This window comes from Nocardia sp. 2TAF39, assembly GCF_052114905.1.
Classification (GTDB): Bacteria; Actinomycetota; Actinomycetes; order Mycobacteriales; family Mycobacteriaceae; genus Nocardia.
Genome location: NZ_JBFRFQ010000004.1, coordinates 131283 through 151112 on the forward strand (window position 1 = coordinate 131283; position 19830 = coordinate 151112).

The following is a 19830-nucleotide window of genomic DNA, read 5'->3' on the forward strand; positions in this document are numbered from 1 at the left end:
GCTAATGGCCGAGGTGGTTGTCCGGAATCTGGTGAAGACCTATCCCGGTGGTACGACGCGTGCCACCGACGAGGTATCGCTCGAGGTCGCGGACGGCGAGTTCATGGTGCTGCTAGGGCCGTCCGGCTGCGGTAAGACGACTTTGCTGCGCATGATCGCCGGATTGGAGCTCCCGGACTCCGGGCAGATCGTGATCGGCGGCAAGGACGTCACCTATCTCGAGCCGCGGCGGCGCAACCTGTCGATGGTGTTCCAGTCCTACGCCGTATTCCCCAACAAGAAGGTCGCCGACAACATCGGCTTCGGCCTTCGGGTGCACGGCGTGCCCGCCGACGAGATCAGCCGCAAGGTCGCCTGGGCCGCGGAGCTGCTGCAGCTGACGCCGTACCTGGACAGGTACCCGGCGCGGCTGTCGGGCGGGCAACGCCAGCGTGTCGCCGTGGCGCGGGCGATCGTGATGGACGCCGACGTGCTGCTCATGGACGAGCCGCTGTCCAACCTGGACGCGCTGCTGCGGCTGTCGTTCCGCGCGGACCTGAAGAAGCTCGTCGCCGAGCTCGGCACCACCACGATCTACGTCACCCACGACCAGGTCGAGGCGCTGTCGCTGGGCAACCGCGTCGCCGTGATGCGCGCCGGGGCGATCGCCCAGTGTGGCCCGCCCACAGAGGTCTACGACGGCCCCGCGACGGAGTTCGTCGGCGGCTTCCTCGGCAGCCCGCCGATGAACTTCCTCACCGGCCAGGTCGCGGCGGGCGAAGCCGGGCCGCGCATCGACCTGGGTGGGCAGTCACTCGCCGTGCCCCGAGCGCTGTCGTCGTTCGTGGGAAGGACGCTCCGGCTCGGTATCCGCCCCGAGGCCATTGTGGTGGGCAGCGAGCCCGTAGTCGACGTGGTCCGCGGCGAGCTCCAGGTGCTCGAACCGCTCGGCTCGTCGACCCTGCTGACCACCGACGTCAGCGGGCAGACCGTGAAAGTTCAAGCGGCGCCGGGCTTCCGCGCCGACGAAGGCGGCACGCTGAGCTTGCACATGCCGCCAGAGGCATGCCGCTGGTACGACCCGGAAACCGGATTGCTGCTGGAGGCTCGATGAGACACAATCGCGCAGCGCTCATCGAGCCGACGGGGCGCGGGAACCCCCGCAAGACACAGGAGGTCGGATGATCACCGCCGCGGGCGACCGCGATATCCATTTCCAGCCCGCCCGCCTTGTCGCCAAGGCCACGCTGGTTCTGCGCGACAACGACACAGGCACGCTCGTCACCGCCGCCCCCAAGCTGTACCCGCACATGTGGAGCTGGGATGCCGCGTTCATCTCGATCGGACTGGCATACCTCGACGTGAGCCGCGCTGTCACGGAGCTGAGCACACTGTTGGACGCGCAGTGGGGCGACGGGATGATCCCGCACATCGTGTTCACCAGCGACAGCAACTACTTCCCGGGCCCGGACCGCTGGCGAACCGATTCCGCGCCGCAGGCACCGTCCGATGTTCGCACGTCTGGGATTTGCCAGCCGCCGGTGCACGCGATCGCACTACGGCGGATCGTCGAGATCGCGCGCAAGACCTCGCAGGCCGACGCGGAGCTGGCCGAGCGGTTCGCCGAACGCGCGTGGCCCGCACTGTATCGCTGGCATCGGTGGATCGCGCGGCACCGCATGCCCGACGCGAGCGGATTGGTGGCGATCGTGCACGGGTGGGAGTCCGGAATGGACAACTCGCCGCGCTGGGATGAGCCGTACGCGGCCGTCGTTCCCGGCGCGGATCTGCCGCCGTACGTACGGCTCGACCTGCAGCAGGTGAACGACGCGAGCGAGCGTCCCAGCAGCGAAGAATACGACCGATACCTGTGGCTCATCGAGCAGATGAGGCGCGTGAACTACCAGCCCGACGAGGTCGTGCGCACGTCGAGCTTCCTGGTGGGCGACGTGTTCACCACGGCGGTATTCGCCCTGGCCAGCGATGCGCTCGCCAGGGTCGGCGCGGACCTCGGATGTGATCCCGGGCAGATCGGCGAACTCCGCAGGTGGGCTGCGCGGGCGCGGGACGCGGTTGCCGGCAGCGTCGACCCCGAGACCGGCATGGCGCGCGACCGCGACATCAGGCACGGTCGATGGCTCACCACCGAGTCGATCGCCGGGTTCGCGCCGCTGCTGTGCGGGGGCCTGCCCGGCGACGTCGAGAAGCAACTCATGTCGACCCTGGACGGAACGAACTGGTCAGGTAACCCGCACCTGCTCGCCGCAGTGCCACCGTCGATTTCGCCGTCGTCGCCGGACTTCGACTCGCGCTGCTACTGGCGTGGTCCACAGTGGCCGGTCATCACGTGGCTGTTCGGCTGGGCGTTCGAGCAGCGCGACTGGCCGAGGCACGCAAGCGAGTTCCGTGCCCAGGGTTTGCATCTGGTGTCGGACGGCTCGTTCGGCGAGTATTACGAGCCCTTCACGGGCGAGCCGCTGGGCAGTACGAACCAGTCGTGGACCGCCGCCGTGGTGCTCGACTGGCTGTGCGGCGTGTGGTAGCGACGGCGGCGGCCACTGGTCCTTGCCTGCCCCGGTGCCGGCATCACCGATTAGGATCGGGATATGCCACGCATCGCCACCGCGGACAAGGTAGAGCGGCCCGCACTACTCGAGTTTCTGCGCCCGCGTCACCAGGGCGTGCTGGTCACCACTCGAGCCGACGGACGTCCGCAGATTTCGCCCGTAACCTGCGGGGTCGATCCGGACGGGCGCATTGTGGTGTCGACCTATCCTGTCCGCGTCAAGACCCGCAATATCCGTCGCGACCCGCAAGTGTCGATGTGCGTCATCTCCGACGACTGGAACGGCCCCTACGTCCAGATCGACGGGCGCGCCGAGGTTCTGGACATGCCGCAGGCACTGGACGGTCTCGTCGAGTACTTCCGCTGTATTTCCGGTGAGCACCCCGACTGGAACGAGTACCGCGAAGCGATGGCCCAGCAGAACAAGTCGCTGATCCGCATCCATATCGACCGGTGGGGACCAATCGCCACAGGCGGATTCCCACCCCAACTCGCGCAGTCCTGACCCGACCACCGGCATCGGCTCATCGACACAGCTGTTCACCGGCATCGGTGACGACGATCATCACTTGTCCCACGCGTGCGCGCCTCGTACGGCGCACAGTCGGGCTCCTATCGGCTCATCGATCCGCGCATACCGGCTGCAACTCGACATCTCGGGATATCAATAAAAATAATTCGACATTTCGGGCAGTGTCAGCCATGAATAGTCGAGGATTTGCACGGCTTTCATGCACACGCCCGTCCGAACCCCAGCGCAGTGCCGATACGCAGCCGCTACCTCGCCAATTGCCCTGCTCCGGGAGAGCTGAAATAAGCCTCGATCTCCGGCGCGCAATAGTTATGCGCGAACCCTCCGGCTGGTCGGCTTCGGCCGGTTTGCGGAGGATGTAAGAGTCCAGCGGGATGGTACCAGAGCACCCACCGGCTGACCCGCGAATACATCACGGGTGACCGCCCTGTTACGTCACCTTCCGGAACTTGACATTTCCTTGTCTAGCTTCCGCGGTCATGTAGGCGAACACTAAGAGTTGTGAGTGATTGACGAAAGCCGTTCATCCACCCGACCAGAAGGATGCAAGATGTCTACCACAGCAATCAAAATCGCCGCAGCGACAGCAATGACCCTGTCTCTGGGCGCCGTCGCAGCTCCTATGGCTTCGGCAAACACGACTCCCTCCGTTGTGTCGCAATCGAACTCAGCCGCCCCCGTCGGGGGATCCGTCGTGCTATGTTTCCCGCTCGGCAGTGTTGTCTTCTGCATCTGAGGTAACCGGCGATGATCCTCGCTACCAAGTCCGTCCTCGACAATATGGGCAAAGTAGTGGGGAGGGCGCCGTCAACGCGAAATGAGGCCTGCGAGGGGAGGGCTCCGGCCTGACCCGCACAGCTTCGCATCATGACCGAACTACCATTAAGACCCACTCAGAACTCTTTTCTCGCGACCAACGACCAGAAAACCGACGCACCTGACCGAATGATGTTGGCGCAGAAATAGTTCGTGCCGGTCGCCAGAAGATCTCTGGCCCAGAGCATTTCGATCAGGAATCGGTGGGCGAAAGGCAGTCACCCGATCGGAGTGCATTGCGCGAGAGGCGATTCAGATAATTCCTTCGACGAATGATGTACGTCTCCCAGCGGTTTCGACGAGGCCGTCTGCACGCCGCAGTCGATACGGGTTCGAATGGCCGGAATGCACGCCAAGCCAGTAGGTTACCGCGACGATACCGACCACGAACCGTCGACACCGCGGCGTGCAGGCGGCCGTGCCGTCGCCCAGCGGATACGAGAATATCTGCGGTGGTTTCATTTTCGGAGAGCCACCCGGTTTCATGTGATGTCCTCGTCAAAGCGTCTCCCACCTATGCGGGAGTGCGGACGCGGGCCGAGGCCTCACCACGCCACAAACTTCTCGTGGTCGAGTCACGAAGAGGCAACATGCCCCCGGTGACCGGCCTGAATCACGCCCCCGTGCGATACTCCCTGTCGCGATGTCCTCGGGCGACAACGATGAGCGCAAGCGAGTCGCCGGGCAGCACCGGCCGGAGTTCTGCTGCGGCATCGGCGTTCTCCTTGAGATAATCCGTGACGTCGGCGCCGAGATGGCCCGACATTGGTGATTGTCGACCTGAGGTAGGGCATGTGAGACGCAGCGGTACAAGGATTCTCGACGTAGTAGGTAGCCGTCGGATGGCGGTGGCGATGCTGGCGACGATCACCGGGTTCTACTATCTATTCGTCGCGGTCACCAACTGCATGGACACCGACACCAACCGGCACGGCGTCGCCGCCGTACTGTCGATGAGATCGACGATCCACAATGCCGGAACGGACTGGCGGGCGATCACCAGCGGCAGCGTCGCCCTTGTCGCCTACATTCTTGTGGTGATCTGGGAGTTTTCGATCGCCTTCGTGCTGCTTGCCGCCGCGGGTGTGTGGGGCCGCGTACTGGCGGGGCGCCCGCGCCGGCTTCGAGCCGGGGTGGACGTGGCCGTGAAACTGTCGAGCCTGGGCTGGACCATGGCGATGCTGCTGTTCGCGGGCGGGTTCCTCACGGTCGCGGGTGAATGGTTCCGAATGTGGGCCAACAAGGAGGTGAACGCGTCGTCGGCCGCGCTGCAGAACTTCCTGATCGCCGCCGTCGGCCTGATCCTCGTTCACCTGCCGGAGTCGATCGCACCACCACAGGCGACGTCATCGGGGCAATCGCCTCGACGGTGAGTCAACTCGCGGCAGGCCGGTCGAGAGACTGCGATCTACTCACCGCCTCCGCGAGCCACCGACGCGGCGTGCATCGGCCCGAAGAACACTCCCGCCCGACGATGGGAACGCCATCGCCTTCGTGCCGGGGTCTCGGCATTTCAGGTCGACGATCACAAGGGAGGCCGCACCGTCGCATCAGGGAAAGCGATGTCCGTGGGGCGGTCTTGCGACAAGCGGTCGACGAGTTCGAGTCCGTTTCTGGCCCAGTCGATTTCGGCTCGGCTGCGCGCGATCATTCCTTCGTAGGTGTACGCCTTGTAGGCAATTATTCGTGCGTGCTCATGGTCGGGGTAATTGCCGAGGCGGCGGACGATCACGGGATCGGTTCCGGCTCGGATGCCGTCACGGACATCCGTGAGCAGTTCGACGTGGGTCGTGTAGTACTCGATGTGGCGGCGCAGGATTTCACGAGCATGCTCGGGGTCGGCCCATTCGAAGTACGCCGCCTGCATATGGTGTACATCGCGCTCGGGAGCATGGTCGAGCGGAGTATTCATCCACTGACGGAACGCGGCGATACCGTCCTCGGTGATCCGGTACTGCGTCTTGGTGCTGCGTGGCCCCCACGGGACCTGCTCGGATTCGACCAAGCCTTCCTTGTGCATGCGGCGCAGTTCCGGGTAGATGTGGGAATCGGGGGCGTGCCAGACGTGTCCCACTGATCCGCCGAACCGCTTCGCGGCGTCGTAGCCGGTGGCCGGGCCAGCGGTCAGCATGGCCAATAGGGCGTAACGAAGGCTCATGTCTCCTCACTGACCAGTCCGTCCTTGCCAACCACTATATCGGTAGATAGTGTGTGTCCCACATCACCGGATAACTATCAGCGTAGATATTGACTCGATTGCTTCCGGTGACGACTTCCGAGGACATTGCATGACCGATTTGCAGCCCGGCGACACAACCGCCAAGCACATTGCCCTTGCCCCCCGGACACCGATTACACCGCCACCACAGTCTGTGCGCACCTCGCCGAGGTCGACGAGGTGGATCCCGACATGTTCCAGATGAACTCCCCCAAGTGGGCCAGCGCCAGCCTCATCACCCAGCGCGTGATCGACGCCGAGTGCATGCGAACCACGAACGTGGATGCTTCGGACCTTTCGTTCTCGTCAGCTGAATGGCCAACACGATCCTCATGGCAGCACCGGCGTGCAGTCCCTGGGAGGGTCGAGGATAGTTCCCCATGCCGGACTGCGATAGGACTCGGCAGATATCTTCCCTGCGACGACAGGGGGTAATCGGGACATGATAAGCAACGAACTGATGATTTACGGCTCGCTGGCCTTCACGATTGATGGGAACCCAAATTTTCGCCCGACGCCAGACGCTGACGAAACCGAAGATGGATAATCAGATGTCTCCGCAGCCCGAGGAAGAGGACGTGCACCTGGTGGTGCAACTCGGTGATGTGCTCTTCCATTTCACGGCTTGCGTCACCGCGGCTTTGTTGTTCATACAAGATTGCCGTGCCCAACGGTATCCGAAGCATGTCGCAGTCACCTCGGTAGACACCGGTAGCTACCCACGCTTGCCCAATGAGCGCCTATATCTGGCGCACTGAACCATGACATCTTCTCAATAAACCGCGTTGACCCAGTTGTCGTTTCTTCGGGTCGGCGATCTTGTACATCCACGGCGGCGCATTCATTACCTGCGGTCTCAATACGCCCCGCGGACTCGCCGCCAGAATCGGCTAGCCGCCGACATGCCCGTACTCGATATCGCCTACCGGCAGCTGCCCCACGCACACACCACGGCACAGTCGACGACGGCATCAGCGCCTATCGGCTACCTACTCGACGAAGAGGTTTTCCCGCACACAGAATCCTCCTGGCAGGCGACGCGGTGCGCGGCGGACCGCTCCTGACAGCTGTCAGGACCCGCGATGTCCGCTGGAATCGTTGCGCTGTCACCATTCGGCGACCTCGAAAACACCCACCCAACGCCGGCGGCTCGCGCAACGTCGTGCTGAAACCGAGGTGCGGTGCGCGCTATAAATGTGGGACCGCGCACCACACGTGTTCCGAGCCGCCGCAGATCTGCTTCCCGAAGGCCGCCCCGCCGTCAATACCATCGCCACCTTCGCACGCCGACAAACCCACCACAATTCGGCCTCCGGAAGCACCGGGTCAATGGTTGAAAATGTTTGTGATGGCCAGCGCTCGGCAAGCTGGCAGGATGCGTTCGACCTCGTCGGCCGTACCCTTGCCGAACTCGATGGCCCAATCGGGCCGCGTTCCACACCTCCGGCCACCGGCGGGCCAGTCGAGCTACGAGGTATGTTCAACCCTATGAACACTCCAAAGTTGCGGATTCGCCGCGACTTGTGTGTTGTGGAGATGTGACCAATACTTCCGGAGACGCGTATCCCCTCGCGGACACGATGACCACCACGATCGCGGCGCAGGACGGCGCGACGGTGCTGACGGTGGCCGGCGAGGTCGATCTGGCGACAGCCCCGGCGCTGGAGAACGCGATCGAGGCCATCCTCAGCGGCAAACCCGCGGCCCTGATCATCGACCTCACCGCGGTCAGCTTCCTCGCCTCGGCGGGCATGGCGACGCTCGTCGCGGCCCACCAGCGCGCGGGTGCCGCGACCGCGATCGCCGTCGTCGCCGAGGGCCCCGCGACCAGCCGCCAGCTCAAGATGACGAGCCTGGATCAGGTGTTCGCGCTACATTCCACCCTGGACGCCGCGCTGGCGGCGTTCCGGCAGAGCTGACCGGAACCGTTGCCGCCGCCATCCCCGACAGCGGCAACGGCTCTTCTCACACCAACTCGCGCAGCTGTTCGATCAGCTTGATCCGCTCGGCGGAGGTCGCCGCCATCGGGACGACGTTCAACACCGTGACGCCCGCCTCCTTGAAGGCCGCGACCCGCTCCTTGACGTAGCTCGCAGGGCCGACCAGGGAGATGTCACGTACCAGGTCGTCCGGCACCGCCTTCGCGGCCTCGTCCTTCTTGCCCGCCAGGTACAGCTCCTGGATGCGGTCGGCCTCGGCGCCGTAGCCGTACTTCGTTGCCAGGGCGTGGTAGAAGTTCTTGCTCTTGGCGCCCATGCCGCCGATGTAGAGCGCCAGATGCGGCTTCACGAACTCGAGCAAGGGTTCGACGTTCTCGCCGATGGCCAGTGCCGGACCGGCGTAGACATCCAGTTCGCCGAGCCCGGGATCGCGCTTGGCCGAGCCGGCCGCGAGCGAATCGCCCCACACCTGCTTCGCCCGCTCCGGCAGGAAGAAGATCGGCTGCCAGCCCTCGGCGATCTCGGCGGCCAACTCCACGTTCTTCGGGCCGAGCGCGGCAAGCAGCACCGGAATGCGTTCCCGTACCGGGTGATTGATCAACTTCAGGGGCTTGCCGAGTCCGGTCCCCTGCCCGGTGGGCAGCGGGATCTGATAGTACTTGCCCTGGTATTCCAGGCGTTCGCGCCGCCAAACCTTCCGGCAGATCTCTACCAGCTCCCTGGTGCGGCCGATCGGCGCGTCGTACGGCACGCCATGGAATCCTTCGACCACCTGCGGGCCCGATGCGCCGAGACCGAGCACATAGCGTCCGTCGGAGACGAAGTCCAGGCCTGCCGCGGTCATCGCGGTCAGGCTCGGGGTCCTCGTGTAGATCTGCAGGATCCCCGAGGCCAGCTGCAAGCGCGTGGTCTTGGCCGCCAGGTAGCCGAGCGCGCTCACCGCATCGAACGAGTACGCCTCGGGGACGAACACGATGTCCAGACCGGCCCGTTCGAGGTCCGCGACTTCCGCCGCGGCCTCCTTGAATCCGCCCGAGTAGTTGATGCCCAATCCGATCCGCATAGCACTCAACATAACGGCGGGTACGCGGCGCCCGCGCACCGGCCACGGGGAACGCGCGACAGGCGGTGGTGTCGGCCGGGGCCTGCGGCGCAACCGAGTAGCGTTTACCTTTGACCACCTCCTCGCCGTAGAACGAAAGGCAACACTCTCGTGTCGCAGCCCAGCACCTCGTCCGCGGAAACTGCGTCGTCCTTCGGCAGGGCAAACCTCGCTCAGTACCTGAGCGATCTGGCCGCCAAGATTCCCGCACCGGGCGGTGGCGCGGTGGCCGCGCTGCACGCCGCGCAGGCGGCCGCGCTGGTGGCGATGGTCGCGCGCTACACCACCCGCGCCAAGGATGCCGACAACCGCCCGGTGGTCGATCGCATCATCGAGGCCGCCGACGCCGCCCGCGACCGGGCTCTCGCGCTGGCCGATGCCGACGCCGCCGCGTTCACGGCCGTCGGCGCCGCCTACAAGCTGCCGAAAGACAGCCCGGAAGACCGCGCCGCCCGCACTGCCGCGATCAATACCGCGCTCGTCGAAGCCGCGCGCGTGCCCGCCGCGGTCGTCGACGAGGCCGACGAGGTGCTGACGCTGGCCGCGGAGCTGTTCCCGATCGGGAACCCGAACGTGGTCACCGACATCGGCGCCGCCGCCGACGCGTGCCGCGCCGCCGCGGCGAGTTCGCAGCTCAACATCGAGATCAACGTGTCGTCGCTGCCCGCGGTCGAGGGCGATCGCTTCGCCGCCGTCCTGATTCGCATCGACGAACTGACCGCTCGCGCGGACGCCCTGCACGCCGACGTCGTGCACGCCCTGCGCGGGTAGCGCCGGCTTCGGGGCGGCGCCGGTGGTCGAGTCGCCACCGGCGCCATTGCGTTGCGCCGTTGTCAAGCAGGCGGATTCCAGGGAACCAGCACGATCTTGCCGCGCACCCGGCCGGATTCGCTGATCTCGTGGGCCTTCGCGACCTCCGCGAGCGGAAGCACCTGGTCGATCGTGACGCCCAGATACCCGCGCTCGACCATGGTGGTGATCTCGCGCAGCGAGACCCCGGACGGTTCGACATAGAAGCGCTCGTAGCGCGGGTCGTCCTCCGCGTCCGAGCCCTGTGTGTCGATCAACCTGCCGTCGGGACGCAGCACCCGCGCCGAACGGGAACCGTATTCGCCGCCGACCAGGTCCAGCACGATATCCAGGTCGCGCACTGCGGTGCCGAAATCTGTTGCGGTGTAATCGATCAGCTCGTCGGCGCCCAGCCCGCGCAGGAACTCGTGGTTGGCGGCGCGGGCGGTGCCGACTACGTACGCGCCGCGATGCTTCGCCATCTGCACCGCGAGATGTCCCACCCCGCCGGCGGCCGCGTGCACGAGGATGCGCTGGCCCGCACCGATCGCGGCCAGCGCCTGCCACGCCGTCAGCGCGGCCGTCGGCAATGCCGCCGCGTGCACGTGGTCGATGCGCTGCGGCTTCGGCGCCAACGTATGTGCCTGCACCACAACATATTCGGCGTTTGCACCACCGAAAACCATGCCGTACACCGCATCACCCACACCGAACCGGTCCACCCCGGGTCCGAGTTCCTCGATGATGCCGGAGACGTCGAAGCCGAGCGTGAGCGGTGATTCACCGATCCTGCCGACGAGCCCCGCGCGCACCTTCCAGTCGGCCGGGTTGACGGTCGTCGCGGCTACCCGAACCAGCACCTCCCCCGCGCCGGGGCGTGGTCGATCGACCTCCTCGATGGCGAGTACTTCCGGACCACCGAACACTTTCTGCGTTATTGCGAGCATGCGACGATTCTGTGGGCACCTGGTACCTTTTGGAAAGAAGGCACCTTCTTGATACCGAGGTTCCCCATGGATACTGTGTGTGGCCGGTCCGATTCTCCGAGCCTGGTCGAGAGCTATTTGCACCACTGCCCGGCGCGCGAGATGCTGGTCGTCCTCGCCGACAAGTGGGTCATTCTGGTGCTGAGCGTGCTGCGCGGCAGCAACGGACCGGTCCGCTTCAACGAACTGCGCCGCCGCCTGGACGGCATTACCCAGAAGATGCTCACCCGCACCCTGCGTAACCTCGAACGTGAGGGCCTGGTCCGCCGTGCTGTCTACCCCACGGTGCCGCCGCGGGTGGAGTACTCCCTCAGCGAGCTCGGCGCGAGCATCGGCGAACTCAGCCACGCCATGGGTGTCTGGGCGGTGCAGCACCAGGACCAAATCCTCGCCGCACGGGCGGAATTCGACGCGCGGGCGATCACCGAGCCGAAGCCGCTCACGTCCCGTCCCTCCCGCTGACCGGGTCACCACGCTTCCCCGACACCGTGCCTGCGTCAGCGCTGGTTTCCTTCGCATCCCACCGGGTAGCCGATCAGTGTAGGCAGGTCCGCCGGGTCACAACTGGACCACAGACCAGGTCATCGGTGATCGAGTTGATCATGCGGGCCTAGAATGTTTCTTTGCCTACCACACCATTTCGAAGGGGTGGAAGCCATGAGGAGCGCAATTCGGTACTTGTTCCTCGCGACCGTGATCGTGGCACTGGCCGCGTTCGGGTCGGGCGCGGCGACAGCGACGCTGATCGGAACGCCCTCCGCGCAGGCGGTGGCAACGATCGGACCTTCGAACGGCCAAGTGGTGGGCATCGCTCATCCCGTGACCATTCGTTTCGCCGCTCCCGTCCCGGATCGCGCACGCGCGGAAAAATCCATAGATATCAGAGCTACCCAACCAGTCGCGGGCACATTCGCGTGGACCGACGACCGTGCTGCGGTGTGGACGCCGACCGGCTTCCTGCCCGCCAACGCCCGTATCGTTGTCGCAGTCGGTAACGCGCGCACGGACTTCCGAACCAACGCGGGCGTCTTCGGCGACGCGGACATGTCAGCGCATACGTTCACCCTGAGCGTCGGCGGCAATGTCGTGCGGACGATGCCCGCCTCCATGGGTAAGCCGGGCTGGGACACACCGGCGGGGACCTGGCCGGTGCTGGAGAAGTTCCGTTCGGTGGTGTTCGACTCGCGCACCATCGGCATTCCGCTGAGCTCGCCGGAGGGCTACGTCATCAAGGGTGAATTCGCCGAACGCCTCACCTGGAGTGGGGTTTTCATTCATTCCGCCCCGTGGTCGGTGGAGCAGCAGGGCAATTCGAACGTCAGCCACGGCTGCATCAACTTGGCGCCCGATGACGCCGAATGGGTCTACCACGCGATCGGCGTCGGCGACCCGGTGGTCACGCACTGGTAACCGGGCACGCGCGCTGCGGCAAGGTCTCAGCGGCGGGAGCGGTCACGCGTTCGCCCGGCCCCGTCAACCGCCGCGCAGCCCTGGTCACACCGGCCGACGAGGGCCGCGCCGCGCTGACCGGCATGACCGAGGCGCGTCGCGCGGCCGCCGAGGAACTGCTCGTGACACCCTCGGCCACCCAGCGCAAAACCCTGCGCGACCTGCTCGCCGCACTCGACACGCCCGCCTGCTGAGCACCCGCGGACGTACTCGGACCGGGTATCGGGCAGTATTCTCCCAGGGAGCGTGTGGATTCGGCTGGACGAACGCGGCAGAGCGTGCGCGCCGGTGCGGATCACCTGACGGTGACCTGATGAAGGTGGGGCGATGGATCGACCGGAGATGAGCACACGACCCGGCTACGACCGCGGGAATCCTCAGCTCACCGGACCTGGTGGGCCGGACAAGCCCACCACGGGCGGCGAGGAGTACCAGGGCGACTGGTCCGCGTGGGTCGACAAGCTACCCACCGCACCGCAGCTCACCGCACCGCAGCCCCCGCCGCCCGAACCCGAGCGCTACGAGGACGAATTCTCCGGTCTGATCGATCGCTCCCGCCCGCGGCGCACGAAGCGCCGTTGGGCGCCACCGCTTCTCGGTACGCTCGCCATCGCCGCTCTGACCTTCGCGGCCTTCATGCAGTTCTCGGACGGCGGCTCCGACCAGCAGGCCGGACCGCCAGCGCCGACACAGGCGAACGCACCCGCGGCACGACCCGGCATCCAGTGCCCGGCCGAGCGAGTCGGCAGCCGGATCCAGGGCAACGGCATCGGCGGTTTCGACTCCGGGCCGGCCGCAATCTTCGCCTTCCAACACGCCTACTACGTGGCCCGCTCCGGCGAGCAGGCCCGTGCCACCGCCACCGCCAGCGCCGCGGTCCCCACCGCCGACGCGATTCAGGAGGGCATCGACTCCATTCCGGCGGGCACCACCCACTGCCTGGCAATCACTCCCGGCGCGTTCGCGGGTCAGTACGTCGTCGTGATCACGGAATATCGCCCCGGCCACGGCCCGATCGCCTACAACCCGCAGATAGTCTCCACCGCCAAAGAAGGCAATCGCACGTTGATCAGCGCGATCAGCCGGGGTTGAATTCGCTGCCGCACGAACCTGAGCCAGGTACGTTGAGGCACAAGACATTCGGGCCGCCCTGCCCAGTACTATCGCCCCGATTCCCCGGCCCGAGGCGGTGTGTCGACCCGGAAGGATCGACGCTTGGCGGCAGCCTCAACTCATCCGCGCGTTTTCCGCGGCAACCACTACGTGGCGCATCAGCAGGGCGGTGGTGACCGGGCCGACGCCGCCCGGCACCGGGCTGAGTCCGGCGGCCCTGCCGCGCACCGACTCCGCGTCGACATCGCCGACGATCTTGCCGTCGGGCGCCTCGTTGGTGCCGACGTCGACTACCACCGCACCGTCTCGGACGTGTTTGCCGGAGAGCAGGCCGATGCGGCCCGCCGCGGCGACCACGATATCGGCGGTGACGGTGACCGCCGCCAGGTCGGCGGTACGGGAATGGCACACCGTGACGGTGGCGTCCTCGGCGAGCAACAGTTGGGCGAGCGGCTTCCCGACAATATTCGAGCGGCCGACGACCACCACATGCCGACCGGAGAGCGGGATTTCGTGATGCTTCAGCAGTTCGACCACCGCCTCGGATGTGGCGGGGACGAAACCAGCGAGTCCCGCCGCGAGCAGGCCGAGCGACAGCGGGCTCACGCCGTCGACATCCTTGGTCGCGACGATCGCGGAGCTCACGTCGTCCAGGGTGATGCCGCTGGGGAGGGGGGTCTGCAGCATGATCGCGTCGGTGGCGCTGTCCGTGCCGCGCGCGGCGAGCTCCTGACGGATCGCGTCGATGCTCGCGTCAACGCCGAGATCGACAGTGTCGCACGCGATTCCGAGACGCCCGGCCGCCTTGCGCAGTGAGTTCACATACCAGGCGCTGGCGGGGTCGTCGTTCGCCACGATCAAGGCAAGGCGCGGCGCCGGTCCGCGGCCGGTGAGCGCGGCGGCGCGGTCCTTGGTGTCGGCGTTGATGGCGGCGGCGAGTTCCTTGCCGGACAGCGAAACGGTATCCACGTTGACACACCCTATCCCGGTCGGCCTACCGGCTTGCGCGCAGTCCACCGGCGCGCCCGTGCGTACCTGCGCCGAGAATAGGTCGAAGAATCCTCCTGGCAATTGCACTATATCGAGGTCAGGCGCCCGTATTGTGATATGCACTTTGTTCCGCTAACTGTCAGCAAATGTCAACCGGTTTCCTCCGCGGAAAGGTGTCGACTGTAGTGAAGAACTCGAGGCATTGGAAATTTCTTGTCGCGACGGCGTTCGCGGCCTGCACCATCACCGGTCTCGCCGGTGTTCCCGCACACGCGGCGCCGGACACCGACGCCCTCTACAACTCCGCCCAGCGCAACTTCACCGACGGCAACGACGCCGCGGGCCGCGCCGACCTGCGTACCCTCATCGGGGCGGATCCCAATCACGCCGAAGCGCTGGCCCTGCAAGCCATCTGGTCCGACTACGCGGGCGACCTCCCCGCGTTCGCCGGCGCGATAGGACGGCTGCACATCGTCGACCCGGCAATGGCGCGGGACACCGACAACGTCCTCGGCGCCATCCGCGCCGCGGTCGGCACCCTGCCCAATCCACTGCCGGCGCTGGCCGGGCCGCAGACCGGCATCGTCGTCCTCGGTTACGGCCTGCTCCCGGACGGCTCGTTGCGCCCCGAGCTGGAGAACCGGTTGACCGCCGCCTGGCTGCAGTCGCTCGCGGCTCCCGGTTCGCCCATCGTGGTCACCGGCGGCAACCCCCAGAACGGCATCACCGAGGCCGAGGCCATGCGCAACTGGCTGGTCGGCCACGGCGTGCCGCAATCGCGTATCAATGTGGAGACCCGTGCGAGCTCTACCGTGCAAAACGCCCTGTTCAGCACCAGGATGCTGCGGGACGCGGGCGCGACAAGCGCGATCGTGGTCACCTCGCCCAACCACGTCCGCCGCGCCGTCGCCGATTTCATCGTCGCGGGCACACGGGTCGTCGGGGCGATGACCTCGCTCGAGCAGCTCGTCTCGCACCTACCGCCGCCCGCCAAGCCATCCCAGCGCGGCATCTATCTCGACGCTATACGCACCTTCCAGCAGAACACCGCCGGCTGATCGCGCGGAGATCCGCACCCGCTCGAGGGTCTGTGCGGTGCGGGTCCCCGACCGGGTGCGCCGAAATCCGTTGGCGGGATCATCGGGGCGCACGGCAGGATGGATCGGTGATGCCAGCCGGACGTAGCGATGTGGTCGGTCAACTGCGGGCGGCGGGCTGCGTGTTCGCGGAGGACGAGGCGCGGCTGCTCACCGCGGCCGCCGCGGAGACCGGTGCCGCACTCGAGGTGCTCGTCGCGCAGCGTGTCTCCGGTACACCGCTGGAGCATCTGCTCGGCTGGGCCGAGTTCCACGGGCTCCGGATCGCCGTGGCCCCGGGCGTCTTCGTGCCGAGGCAACGGACCGCATTCCTCGTCGACGAAGCGGCCGACCTGATCCGTGCCAAGCCCGGCCACCCGGTGGTCGTCGACCTGTGTTGCGGCTCGGGCGCTCTGGGCACCGCGGTCGCCACGATCATCACCGCCGAGGCGCGCCCGGTGACACTGGCGGCGGCCGACATCGATCCGGTCGCGGTCGAGTGCGCCCGCCGAAATCTCACCCCGCTCGGCGCCCCGGTCTATCAGGGCGACCTTTTCGAACCCTTGCCCGGCGAGCTGTGCGGCTGCATCGACATCCTGCTCTGCAATACCCCGTATGTGCCCTCGGAGATGATCGCGCGGATGCCCCCGGAGGCCCGCGACCACGAACCGCGTATCGCCCTCGACGGCGGCCCCGACGGACTCGACATCTTCCGCCGCGTCGTCGCCGAGGCACCCTCCTGGCTCGCCCCGGGCGGGCACCTGCTCGTCGAGTCCAGCGAGCAGCAGGCGCCGGTCGCGCTCGCCGTGCTGGCAAGACATGGACTCGCGGGCCGAATCGCGGAGTCCGACGAGCACTACGCGACCGTCGTGATCGGCACCCGCCCCGCCTGACCGACGTCGGCCACGATAGTCAGCGATGGCTGGCGAATCACCAGCCGACCGCACCGGACAGCAAACGCGCGACCGCGGCGACGGACATGCTGTGGCGCACTACTTCTTGTGTCCGGTGAACTCATCCATCGAGTGGTAGACGCCGACCGCGCTCAGGAACAGGTCACGCAGTTTGATCGGGAGCAACCCGGAGATGGCCTTGTTCAGCCGCGAAGTCCACGGCAGCACCACCAAGGGCGTGCCGTTCTTCATCTCGCGCCACGACGTCTCGACCACGGCGTCCTGTTCCAGGATCGGGGTGAACAGGAATCCCTTGGCGCCTTGGAACATTCCGGTATCGATGTAGGTCGGGCAGACCGTGGTGACCTTCACATGGTCGTGACCGGCCTGCTCCAGCTCGATGCGAACCGAGTCCGACCAGCCCAGTGCCGCCCACTTGGACGCGGCGTAGACGCTCATTCGCGGATTGGCGACCAGGCCCGCGGACGACGCGATGGTCAGCACCCGCGCCTCGGCGGAGCCCGCCACCATGGCCGGCAGGAACTCGAGGGTGACATACATCGGGGCCAGCGAGTTGATCGCCATCGTTTTGTCGATGTCGCGGCGGTTCTCGGTTTCCCAGAAGTAGCTGTTGCCGCGCACGATGCCTGCGTTGTTGACCAGGATGTCGATTCCGCCGACCTCGTGACGCACGGTCCCCGCCGCCTCGACGATCGCCGCTGGCACGGACACGTCGACCACGTAGTGGTGGACGGCGCCGCCGAGCCCCGTCAGCTCGGCGGCGGTGTCCTTCAGCGCGTCCTCGTCGACGTCCCACAACACCACCGCCGCGGCGCCCTCACGCACCGCGCGTTCGGCAAACAGCTTGCCGAGACCCATCGCGGCGCCGGTGACCAGAACCCTCTTGCCCGCAACCGTGCCCAGTCCCATCCGTCTCTTTCCTGATCCCTGAGTCGTGCGAGCTATTTCTGTCGCAGCGCTTTCATGACGCCGAAGTACAGCGTCATGGTCTTGGCCCACACCGCATCGGACATGCCGGGCAGCGGTGCGATCGGCAGTACCCGCTGCACCGCGATGGTCTGGGTGTCGATGTACTTCAGCAGCCCTTCGGGACCGTGTCTGCGCCCGGTTCCGGAGATACCGAGCCCACCGGACGGCGCGTCGGCGCTGCCCCACGCGGCGATGAAACCCTCGTTGACGTTCACCGAGCCGGCGTTGATCCGCGCGGCCAGCGTGCGGCCGCGGCCGGTGTCCCTTGTCCACACGCTGGCGTTGAGTCCGTAGGCGGTGTCGTTGGCCTGCGCGACCGCCTCGTCGTCGCTGCCGACCCGGTAGATCGAGACCACCGGCCCGAAGGTCTCCTCGCGGTAGACCGTCATGCCGGGCCGCACGTCGGCCAATACCGTCGGCTCGTAGAAGTACGGGCCGAGATCCGGGCGGGCGCGACCGCCCGCCAGCACGGTGGCCCCCTTCGCGACCGCGTCGTCGACGTGCGCGGTGACCGTGTCCAGTTGCCGCTGGAAGGTCAGCGATCCCATGTCGCTGTCGTAGTCCAGCCCGCCGCCCAGCTCGATGGCCTCGACGTGCCCGATGAATTCGCTCACGAAGCGGTCGTACACGCTGTCGTGGACGTAGATCCGCTCCATCGACTCGCACAGCTGCCCCGCCGAGGCGAAGCAGGCGCGGATGGCGATTTTGGCCGCGCGCGAGACGTCCGCGTCGGCGAGCACCAGCAGCGGGTTCTTGCCGCCGAGCTCGAGCGAGCACCCGATCAGCCGCTCGCCTGCCTGCTGGGCGATGGTCCGGCCGGTCGCACTGGAGCCGGTGTAGTCGACATAGTCGGCGCGGGCGATCACTTCGCCACCGATCACGGAACCGCGTCCGAGCACCGCCTGCCACAGCCCGCGTGGCAGGCCGGCTCGCTCGGCGGCGTCGATCGCCCACAGTGCGGTGAGCGCGGTCTGGTTGTCCGGCCGCGCCACCACCGCATTGCCCGCGACGAGAGCGGGCAGCGCGTCGGAGGCGGCCAGCGCCAGCGGATAGTTCCACGGCGAGATGACCGCGACCACACCCTTGGGCCGGTACCGGACGTCGACCCGGGTGAGGGCCGGAAGCACACCGCGCCGCTTGCGGGTGGCAAGCAGCCGGTTGGCGACCGTGGCGTAGTACCTGGCGTTGACCGCCACATCGCCGACTTCATCGAAGGCGTGCGCGCGCGACTTGCCGGTCTCGGTCTGCACGATGTCGAGGATGGTGTCCTGCTCGGCGAGGACGATGTCGTGGAACCGGCGCAGCACCGCGGTCCGTTGCCGGATCGGTCGCCGCGCCCACTCGCGTTGCGCTTCCCGCGTGGTCGCAAACGCGGTCTCGATGTCGCCGGTGGACGATTGCGGCAGGTCGGCGATCTTCGTGCCGGTCGAGGGCGCGAACACCTCGACCGCAGGGGCGCCGCCCGCGACGGCGTGCGCGAGCAGCGGCTGTACCAGCGACGATGGCAGCGCGTCGGCGCCGGCCAGCTCGGGGGCGGTCGTCATGGTCGGGCCTCTCGAAAGATGGTGGATGCGGCGGATTCACATCCATTTAACTGAACATCAGTGTTAGATTAATGTGGATGCCGCTCCTCGTGTCAAGCTGTTCGTTGTGGGACGCAGGTATCCCGACAACAGCGCTGTGAGGCATCACCATGTCCGCTGAGACCACGGCCGCGCGGCGCGGACGGCCGCCCCAGACCCAGGAGCAAGCCGAAGAGGTACGCGCCAGAATCGTGTTCGCCACCGCGCAGGTGTTCACCCACCACGGTTCGCGCGGGCTGAGTGTCGCGCAGATCATCGAGCAGGCCGGGCTGGCCCGGCCTACCTTCTACCGCTATTTCGGCAACGCGACCGAACCGCTCCACGTGGTGCTCGACAGCTCCAACGAGCGGCTGGTCAACGGTATCCGCACGGCGCTGACCGGCACGGACGAACCAGTCGAGCTCGGCATTCGGCTGATCGACGCCTACCTGGACTGGGCCCGCGGCCATGGCCCCATGCTGCGGCCGCTGTTCGCCGAGCTGCATGATCCGGGCTCCCCGGTCTCGGCGTACCGGGAGCGTGCGCTCGACGACATCCGCGCTCTGGTGCGCGACACCTTCGCCGAACTCGACCGCCCGGCACCGAGCCCGCTGGACCTGGACGCCGCCCTGCACGTCTGTGAGTACGTGGTCTACCGGATTTCTTCGGGCGCCGCGCCCGGCACCGAACCGGACGCCGACACTGTCGCGGCCGCGCGCCTCACGATGATCCGGGTGCTGCTCACCACTCTTGGCACCCGAACCGACCTCGAATACGCGCTGGCGCTCCCGGGAATCTTTCCCACCGCCCTGTGATCGACGAGCCCGCG

21 protein-coding genes are annotated in these 19830 nt (G+C 66.7%); 14 read left to right on the plus strand and 7 right to left on the minus strand.

Annotated elements, in window-relative coordinates; genetic code table 11:
- Positions 1–4 precede the first annotated feature (4 nt).
- The 3 genes from AB4Z47_RS04185 (at position 5) to AB4Z47_RS04195 (ending at position 3050) form a co-directional block, all read left to right on the plus strand.
- A complete protein-coding gene (locus AB4Z47_RS04185; RefSeq protein ID WP_441947940.1) occupies positions 5–1093 on the plus strand; it encodes an ABC transporter ATP-binding protein in 1089 nt (362 codons plus the stop codon).
- Positions 1094–1160: 67 nt separating this feature from the next.
- Positions 1161–2522 (plus strand): glucosylglycerate hydrolase, encoded by a 1362-nt coding sequence (ggh, locus tag AB4Z47_RS04190; protein WP_441947941.1) that lies wholly within the window; start codon positions 1161–1163, stop codon positions 2520–2522.
- A gap of 63 nt (positions 2523–2585) precedes the next feature.
- Positions 2586–3050 (plus strand): PPOX class F420-dependent oxidoreductase, encoded by a 465-nt coding sequence (locus AB4Z47_RS04195; RefSeq protein ID WP_441947943.1) that lies wholly within the window; start codon positions 2586–2588, stop codon positions 3048–3050.
- Between the two features lie 1456 nt (positions 3051–4506).
- Here the strand turns inward: AB4Z47_RS04195 and AB4Z47_RS04200 are convergent.
- On the minus strand, positions 4507–4659 hold the full coding sequence (locus AB4Z47_RS04200) for a hypothetical protein (protein WP_441947944.1): 153 nt from the start codon (positions 4657–4659) through the stop codon (positions 4507–4509).
- A 76-nt stretch (positions 4660–4735) separates the two neighbouring features.
- Here AB4Z47_RS04200 and AB4Z47_RS04205 point away from each other — a divergent pair, with 76 nt between their 5' ends.
- Positions 4736–5266 (plus strand): DUF2165 domain-containing protein, encoded by a 531-nt coding sequence (locus AB4Z47_RS04205; RefSeq protein ID WP_441947945.1) that lies wholly within the window; start codon positions 4736–4738, stop codon positions 5264–5266.
- A 152-nt stretch (positions 5267–5418) separates the two neighbouring features.
- Here the strand turns inward: AB4Z47_RS04205 and AB4Z47_RS04210 are convergent, their stop codons facing one another.
- Positions 5419–6051 carry a PadR family transcriptional regulator gene (locus tag AB4Z47_RS04210; protein WP_441947947.1) on the minus strand — a complete coding sequence of 211 codons (633 nt, stop codon included), beginning with the start codon at positions 6049–6051 and terminating at the stop codon, positions 5419–5421.
- A 611-nt stretch (positions 6052–6662) separates the two neighbouring features.
- Here AB4Z47_RS04210 and AB4Z47_RS04215 point away from each other — a divergent pair.
- From AB4Z47_RS04215 to AB4Z47_RS04225, 3 genes are all read left to right on the plus strand, one after another.
- Positions 6663–6869 (plus strand): hypothetical protein, encoded by a 207-nt coding sequence (locus tag AB4Z47_RS04215; protein WP_441947948.1) that lies wholly within the window; start codon positions 6663–6665, stop codon positions 6867–6869.
- A 144-nt stretch (positions 6870–7013) separates the two neighbouring features.
- Complete coding sequence (locus tag AB4Z47_RS04220) at positions 7014–7175, plus strand: hypothetical protein (protein WP_441947950.1); 162 nt, start codon at positions 7014–7016, stop codon at positions 7173–7175.
- 516 nt (positions 7176–7691) lie between these two features.
- Positions 7692–8030 carry an STAS domain-containing protein gene (locus AB4Z47_RS04225; protein ID WP_441948048.1) on the plus strand — a complete coding sequence of 113 codons (339 nt, stop codon included), beginning with the start codon at positions 7692–7694 and terminating at the stop codon, positions 8028–8030.
- A gap of 46 nt (positions 8031–8076) precedes the next feature.
- Here AB4Z47_RS04225 and AB4Z47_RS04230 read toward each other — a convergent pair whose 3' ends face one another.
- Positions 8077–9114 (minus strand): LLM class F420-dependent oxidoreductase, encoded by a 1038-nt coding sequence (locus tag AB4Z47_RS04230; protein ID WP_441947951.1) that lies wholly within the window; start codon positions 9112–9114, stop codon positions 8077–8079.
- A gap of 150 nt (positions 9115–9264) precedes the next feature.
- Here AB4Z47_RS04230 and AB4Z47_RS04235 point away from each other — a divergent pair, with 150 nt between their 5' ends.
- A complete protein-coding gene (locus AB4Z47_RS04235; RefSeq protein ID WP_441947952.1) occupies positions 9265–9924 on the plus strand; it encodes a cyclodeaminase/cyclohydrolase family protein in 660 nt (219 codons plus the stop codon).
- A gap of 62 nt (positions 9925–9986) precedes the next feature.
- On the opposite strand, the gene AB4Z47_RS04240 is transcribed toward AB4Z47_RS04235, so the two are convergent.
- The gene (locus AB4Z47_RS04240; protein WP_441947954.1) at positions 9987–10889 is read right to left on the minus strand and encodes an NADP-dependent oxidoreductase; all 903 of its coding nucleotides are present in this window, start codon (positions 10887–10889) and stop codon (positions 9987–9989) included.
- Positions 10890–10955: 66 nt separating this feature from the next.
- Here AB4Z47_RS04240 and AB4Z47_RS04245 point away from each other — a divergent pair, with 66 nt between their 5' ends.
- The 3 genes from AB4Z47_RS04245 (at position 10956) to AB4Z47_RS04255 (ending at position 13469) form a co-directional block, all read left to right on the plus strand.
- Complete coding sequence (locus AB4Z47_RS04245; protein WP_441947955.1) at positions 10956–11390, plus strand: winged helix-turn-helix transcriptional regulator; 435 nt, start codon at positions 10956–10958, stop codon at positions 11388–11390.
- 195 nt (positions 11391–11585) lie between these two features.
- Positions 11586–12338 carry a L,D-transpeptidase gene (locus tag AB4Z47_RS04250; protein WP_441947956.1) on the plus strand — a complete coding sequence of 251 codons (753 nt, stop codon included), beginning with the start codon at positions 11586–11588 and terminating at the stop codon, positions 12336–12338.
- A 381-nt stretch (positions 12339–12719) separates the two neighbouring features.
- Positions 12720–13469: a hypothetical protein gene (locus AB4Z47_RS04255; RefSeq protein WP_441947958.1), complete on the plus strand. Its 750-nt coding sequence runs from the start codon at positions 12720–12722 to the stop codon at positions 13467–13469.
- 135 nt (positions 13470–13604) lie between these two features.
- Here AB4Z47_RS04255 and AB4Z47_RS04260 read toward each other — a convergent pair whose 3' ends face one another.
- Positions 13605–14459 carry a bifunctional 5,10-methylenetetrahydrofolate dehydrogenase/5,10-methenyltetrahydrofolate cyclohydrolase gene (locus AB4Z47_RS04260; protein ID WP_441947960.1) on the minus strand — a complete coding sequence of 285 codons (855 nt, stop codon included), beginning with the start codon at positions 14457–14459 and terminating at the stop codon, positions 13605–13607.
- Positions 14460–14665: 206 nt separating this feature from the next.
- On the opposite strand from AB4Z47_RS04260, the gene AB4Z47_RS04265 reads away from it, so the two are divergent.
- On the plus strand, positions 14666–15538 hold the full coding sequence (locus tag AB4Z47_RS04265; RefSeq protein ID WP_441947962.1) for a YdcF family protein: 873 nt from the start codon (positions 14666–14668) through the stop codon (positions 15536–15538).
- 110 nt (positions 15539–15648) lie between these two features.
- Complete coding sequence (locus tag AB4Z47_RS04270; protein ID WP_441947964.1) at positions 15649–16449, plus strand: putative protein N(5)-glutamine methyltransferase; 801 nt, start codon at positions 15649–15651, stop codon at positions 16447–16449.
- 99 nt (positions 16450–16548) lie between these two features.
- Here AB4Z47_RS04270 and AB4Z47_RS04275 read toward each other — a convergent pair whose 3' ends face one another.
- Positions 16549–17379, minus strand: a complete 831-nt coding sequence (locus tag AB4Z47_RS04275) for an SDR family NAD(P)-dependent oxidoreductase (protein WP_441947966.1) — start codon at positions 17377–17379, stop codon at positions 16549–16551.
- Positions 17380–17411: 32 nt separating this feature from the next.
- Positions 17412–18983 carry a succinic semialdehyde dehydrogenase gene (locus AB4Z47_RS04280; protein WP_441947967.1) on the minus strand — a complete coding sequence of 524 codons (1572 nt, stop codon included), beginning with the start codon at positions 18981–18983 and terminating at the stop codon, positions 17412–17414.
- A 149-nt stretch (positions 18984–19132) separates the two neighbouring features.
- On the opposite strand from AB4Z47_RS04280, the gene AB4Z47_RS04285 reads away from it, so the two are divergent.
- Positions 19133–19816, plus strand: coding sequence for a TetR/AcrR family transcriptional regulator (locus tag AB4Z47_RS04285; protein ID WP_441947968.1), 684 nt, complete (start codon positions 19133–19135; stop codon positions 19814–19816).
- The last annotated feature ends 14 nt before the right edge of the window (positions 19817–19830 follow it).

Excerpts from the sequence above, each read along its gene's own strand:
- AB4Z47_RS04250 (WP_441947956.1), top strand. The coding sequence starts at position 11,586 with ATGAGGAGCGCAATTCGGTACTTGTTCCTCGCGACCGTGATCGTGGCA.
- AB4Z47_RS04270 (WP_441947964.1), top strand. The coding sequence starts at position 15,649 with ATGCCAGCCGGACGTAGCGATGTGGTCGGTCAACTGCGGGCGGCGGGC.
- AB4Z47_RS04185 (WP_441947940.1), top strand. The coding sequence starts at position 5 with ATGGCCGAGGTGGTTGTCCGGAATCTGGTGAAGACCTATCCCGGTGGT.
- AB4Z47_RS04285 (WP_441947968.1), top strand. The coding sequence starts at position 19,133 with ATGTCCGCTGAGACCACGGCCGCGCGGCGCGGACGGCCGCCCCAGACC.
- AB4Z47_RS04210 (WP_441947947.1), bottom strand. The coding sequence starts at position 6,051 with ATGAGCCTTCGTTACGCCCTATTGGCCATGCTGACCGCTGGCCCGGCC.
- ggh (WP_441947941.1), top strand. The coding sequence starts at position 1,161 with ATGATCACCGCCGCGGGCGACCGCGATATCCATTTCCAGCCCGCCCGC.
- AB4Z47_RS04215 (WP_441947948.1), top strand. The coding sequence starts at position 6,663 with ATGTCTCCGCAGCCCGAGGAAGAGGACGTGCACCTGGTGGTGCAACTC.
- AB4Z47_RS04280 (WP_441947967.1), bottom strand. The coding sequence starts at position 18,983 with ATGACGACCGCCCCCGAGCTGGCCGGCGCCGACGCGCTGCCATCGTCG.
- AB4Z47_RS04275 (WP_441947966.1), bottom strand. The coding sequence starts at position 17,379 with ATGGGACTGGGCACGGTTGCGGGCAAGAGGGTTCTGGTCACCGGCGCC.
- AB4Z47_RS04245 (WP_441947955.1), top strand. The coding sequence starts at position 10,956 with ATGGATACTGTGTGTGGCCGGTCCGATTCTCCGAGCCTGGTCGAGAGC.
- AB4Z47_RS04220 (WP_441947950.1), top strand. The coding sequence starts at position 7,014 with ATGCCCGTACTCGATATCGCCTACCGGCAGCTGCCCCACGCACACACC.
- AB4Z47_RS04230 (WP_441947951.1), bottom strand. The coding sequence starts at position 9,114 with ATGCGGATCGGATTGGGCATCAACTACTCGGGCGGATTCAAGGAGGCC.
- AB4Z47_RS04225 (WP_441948048.1), top strand. The coding sequence starts at position 7,692 with ATGACCACCACGATCGCGGCGCAGGACGGCGCGACGGTGCTGACGGTG.
- AB4Z47_RS04195 (WP_441947943.1), top strand. The coding sequence starts at position 2,586 with ATGCCACGCATCGCCACCGCGGACAAGGTAGAGCGGCCCGCACTACTC.
- AB4Z47_RS04205 (WP_441947945.1), top strand. The coding sequence starts at position 4,736 with ATGGCGGTGGCGATGCTGGCGACGATCACCGGGTTCTACTATCTATTC.
- AB4Z47_RS04240 (WP_441947954.1), bottom strand. The coding sequence starts at position 10,889 with ATGCTCGCAATAACGCAGAAAGTGTTCGGTGGTCCGGAAGTACTCGCC.
- AB4Z47_RS04255 (WP_441947958.1), top strand. The coding sequence starts at position 12,720 with ATGAGCACACGACCCGGCTACGACCGCGGGAATCCTCAGCTCACCGGA.
- AB4Z47_RS04200 (WP_441947944.1), bottom strand. The coding sequence starts at position 4,659 with ATGTCGGGCCATCTCGGCGCCGACGTCACGGATTATCTCAAGGAGAAC.